This is a genomic window from Pseudomonas sp. P5_A12, assembly GCF_056400685.1.
Window position 1 is genome coordinate 1 of sequence record NZ_JBFUKU010000378.1, and the last position, 4,276, is coordinate 4,276.

Consider the following 4,276-nt stretch of genomic DNA (forward strand, 5'->3'; position numbering starts at 1 on the left):
CCTCTATGCCACCAACTTCCTGGTCATGGAAACCCTGGCGGCGGTAGGCGTCTACTACGTATTGATCGTTACCGTGTTCGGCTTTTTCCTGCAGCGTCTGGAGCGCTACCTGGACCTGAACTTCCGCAAGCCGCAAACACTCGACGCAACCGCCGTTGCCAAGCTCAAGGCCTGCGCCGAAGCCTTGCCAGACAATGCGCGTAAAGCAGCAGGCAACAACCTGACGCCGATCCTGCAACTGAAGAACATCCAGAAGAGCTATGGCACCCACAAAGTGCTGCTGGGTATCGACCTGACTGTCGAATACGGCCAGGTGGTCTCGATCATTGGCCCATCCGGTTCCGGCAAGACGTCGCTGATTCGCACAGTCAACGGCCTGGAAAGCATCGATACCGGCGACATTCTGTTGTTCGGCGAAACATTCATCGAAGCGTCGGACAAACCCGATAGCTCCCGCTTGCGCAAGGGCGTGCGGCACATTGGCATGGTGTTCCAGAACTTCAACCTGTTCCCGCACCGCACCATTCTCGACAACGTCACGCTGGCGCCGCGTTATCACGGCCAGCCGGGCGAGCTGAGTGAACATCGTGCTTATGCGCTGCTGGACAAAGTCGGCCTGCTGGCCCATGCCCACAAATACCCGCATCAACTCTCCGGCGGGCAGCAACAGCGCGTGGCAATCGCGCGGGCCCTGGCGATGGAGCCGCAGATCATGCTGTTCGACGAGCCGACCTCGGCCCTCGACCCGGAACTGGTCAACGACGTGCTGAATGTGATCCGCGACCTGGCCAAGGAAGGCATGACCATGCTGATCGTGACCCACGAAATGGACTTCGCCATGTCGATCTCCGACCGGGTGATTTTCATGGAGAACGGCAATATTCAACTCGATGCCGCGCCTGAAACCATACGATGCGAAGCCGAAGGAGAGCGTGTGCGGCGCTTTATGGGCATCGATGCTCCAACACCAAACCGCTCTGCAACGGTGGATCTTGCATGAATCGGCAACCGCTTTCTTTAAGCTTCCCTCTGTCAGGAAAACGCCCATGAATCTTGGAATCGCGGGACGCTGGGCGCTGGTTTGCGCCGCCAGCAAGGGTCTGGGTAAAGCCTGCGCACAGGCACTGGTCCACGAAGGCGTGAACGTGGTGATCACTGCTCGGGGCGAACAGACGCTGAATGAAACAGCCCGTCAGCTCAGAGCGATCAATCCTGAAGTGACGGTCATCGCCGTCGCCGGAGACATTTCGACGCCTGAGGGTCGGGCCGCAGCGCTCATGGCCCATGAGCATTTCGATATTTTGATCAACAACGCCGGAGGCCCGCCTCCCGGGGATTTCCGCGAATGGAATCGTGACGCCTGGCTCAAGGCGCTGGATACCAACATGCTGACCCCTATCGAGCTGATCAAGGCCACCGTCGACGGCATGGCGACACGTGGATTTGGCCGAATCATCAACATCACTTCGAGTGCCGTGAAGTCCCCTATTGAAAGCCTGGGTTTGTCCAATGGTGCGCGCAGTGGTCTGACGGGGTTCATCGCAGGGCTTGCCCGGCAAGAAAACATTGCCAGTCGGAATGTGACGATCAACAACCTGCAACCGGGCTCCTTCGATACCGATCGACTGCGTGACAACCTGGTCGCGGCCGCCCACGAGTCGGGGCAAGACAGTGAGGTATTCCTTGACGAATGCCGTCACGAAATTCCCGCCAAACGCTTCGGCTCACCCGAGGAGTTCGGTGCATTGTGTGCCTTCGTTTGCAGCAGCCATGCGGGCTACCTGACCGGGCAGAACCTGTTGATTGATGGCGGGGCCATTCGCTCCAGCCAATAATGGCGGCAGGACTCTCTGCACAGGCAGCGATCGACCTTCAGTCCATAAGGAAGGTCGCTGGCCGAGTCAGGTCAGGCGGTTCAGAAGTATCTCGTACTCTTCCCACCAGAAGACCAGGGACAACAACGCCAGTCCGCCAGCGCTTGCCATGACTAGGCGCACCCAATCTGCCATCGTCTTTCGGAGATCCATATTCCGTCCTCCTTCTGGGTGGGTGAATGTGTACAGCACTGGGTTGGTTCGACGTCTTTATCGTCGGAACCTTCGGCAAGCACCGAATGTTCTACGCACATATTATTATTCTCTTTCAGGACTGACGGTCATACGGCCTGGCATTGCAAGCCGCCGAATAGCCGGGCTTGCAGCGCACACCATGAGAAAGAGTTTATCGACGGCGGGACTGCCAACATTGCATTTGGCGACAGCGCGTTGTCATTTCATGACAATCGATGTCCGTTGATCGGGGATGGTATTGGGCCACTGGCGCAGACAAATACGTCCTCACCGAGACGCGGCTGCTCCCGGCAAAAACCCAACGACTTATCGAGTTCTTACGTGAGCAACTTCAGGATGCCTGGGGCTGATCAGTCTCCGCTGTAACAGGAGTGGGATGACATCAGAGAAAGGGCATCCATGCCCTGCATTGCGCTAGAGCGTTGCGTCGATTTTTTTCGCCGCCGCTTCACTGACCCAGGTGTGCCAGATTTCCGGGTGTTCCTTGAAGAAAATCCTCGCCAGCTTGGGAGAATCGATGTGTTCTTTAGTCATGCGGGCCAGGTTCTGGTTTAACAGGTCGATCGGCAGATTGACCTTCTCCAGCACGGTCACCAGCTCTGGCGCCTGCTCGTGGAAAATGCTGGAGAGCCCGACTTTGATGCTGATTTTTTTATCGACCCCTGGTTTCTCTTCCAGCTTGACCAGATCGACTTGCCCCATCAACGGCGTCGGTGACCAGTAATAGAACAGAATCGGCTCGCCACGCTTGTAGCTCGACAGGACGGCGGCATCCAAGGCCGGGCCGGTACCTGGGCGGAAGTTGGTGTAGCTCGCTTCGAGGCCGTAGCTTTTAAGCATTTCGCTGTTTTCCAGCTCGCAGGTCCAGCCGGCCGGGCAGTTGTAAAAACGCCCTTTGCCCGGCTCTTCCTGATCCTTGAAGAGTCCGGTGTACTGCGACAGGTCGGCGATGCTTTTCAAGTCGGGGGCCTTGGGCTTGAGGTTGCGTTTGGCTTCGCCCTCGACCACATACCGCGGCACATACCAGCCTTCGGTTGCACCAATGATCGGCGCGCCAACCCCGACGACCTTCCCGCTGTCCGCAGCCTTGTTCCAGACTTCGCTTCGACCGACCCATTCTTCCGCCAACACTTGAATGTCATTGCTGCTCAGGGCGCTCTCCATGGTGATGGAATTGCCCGGCAACGTGTCGATCTCGCAGCCATAACCTTGCTTGAGCACTATCTGCAATACATCGGTGAGCAGCATGCCGCTTTCCCAATTGAGTCCGGCAAACTTCACTGGCTTGCCCRACTCGCACCAACCGGAGGCCTGGCACATACCACTGCCCGCCAACAGACCGAGGGAAAGCAATGGGGCTATCAGGTTTCTTCTAATTTTCACAATCGCACGCTCCAACACAGTGAACAGGATTATGGCAGTGCAAATGTTCGCCACATCAGTGGCGAACAACGTGAAACTCAAGCGCCTTGATGTATCGTCGGGAACCAATCTTCGCGCAGTCTCTGACCGGTCTGCATCGCATGCCCTGGATACGGTGGTGAGGTCCGTCCTGGACGCTCGATGTAGCGGATATCGTCGCCCAGCCAGCGAAGCGACAACACTCGGCGCCGTTGCGCCGACGCATTGCCTCTGGCGCCATGCACCGTGCGGAAATCGAACAGCACTGCATCGCCAGGCTGCATCTCCCATTCGAGTACTTGCATACCCTCTTCCGAATCCGGATCGGGCGCGTCGCGGTAACCGTCAGCGTCCTGGTAGAAATCACTTTGATCGGCCCAGTGCACCGGTTTTATCCCTTTCTCCCAACGGTGTGAGCCGGCAAGAAGCCGCAGCGTCGATTCGCGAACCGGGTCCACCGGTATCCAGAAACTGACGCTCTGATTGCCTTCGACGAAATAGTAGGGAATGTCCTGATGCCAAGGCGTGGCCTTCTGCGCGCCCGGTTCCTTGACCAGCACATGATCATGAAAGAACTGTGCCGAGTTCGAACGCATGACGGCTGCCGCGACGGAGGCGGCAGGTGACTCTTGCACCATGGCGCGGAACTCGGGGATTCGCTGCCAGTTGCAGTAGTCATCAAAAAAGCCCCCCGGTTTGTCATCCTTCTCGACGTATCGGCTGGCGTAAACACCCGGCTCGGCGAGGTTGCGCTCGATACCGGCGGCAATGGTCTCGATCCAGTCGCTGAAGACGCCGCGCAGGCA

At 57.8% G+C, this 4,276-nt stretch carries 4 protein-coding genes; 2 read left to right on the forward strand and 2 right to left on the reverse strand.

Annotated elements, in window-relative coordinates:
- Positions 1-1,000: amino acid ABC transporter ATP-binding protein (locus tag AC1DSG_RS28235; RefSeq protein WP_477793811.1), on the forward strand; the 1,000-nt coding region annotated here is incomplete at its 5' end.
- Between the two features lie 46 nt (positions 1,001-1,046).
- Complete coding sequence (locus AC1DSG_RS28240) at positions 1,047-1,835, forward strand: SDR family oxidoreductase (RefSeq protein ID WP_477793812.1); 789 nt, start codon at positions 1,047-1,049, stop codon at positions 1,833-1,835.
- Between the two features lie 648 nt (positions 1,836-2,483).
- Here AC1DSG_RS28240 and AC1DSG_RS28245 read toward each other — a convergent pair.
- Positions 2,484-3,389 carry an ABC transporter substrate-binding protein gene (locus AC1DSG_RS28245; protein ID WP_477793814.1) on the reverse strand — a complete coding sequence of 302 codons (906 nt, stop codon included), beginning with the start codon at positions 3,387-3,389 and terminating at the stop codon, positions 2,484-2,486.
- A gap of 140 nt (positions 3,390-3,529) precedes the next feature.
- The coding region (locus AC1DSG_RS28250) for a phytanoyl-CoA dioxygenase family protein (RefSeq protein WP_477793813.1) at positions 3,530-4,276 on the reverse strand (747 nt) is incomplete at its 5' end.

Bases quoted from the DNA above. Each gene is read 5' to 3' on its own strand.
- AC1DSG_RS28240 (WP_477793812.1), top strand. From the start codon at position 1,047: ATGAATCTTGGAATCGCGGGACGCTGGGCGCTGGTTTGCGCCGCCAGC.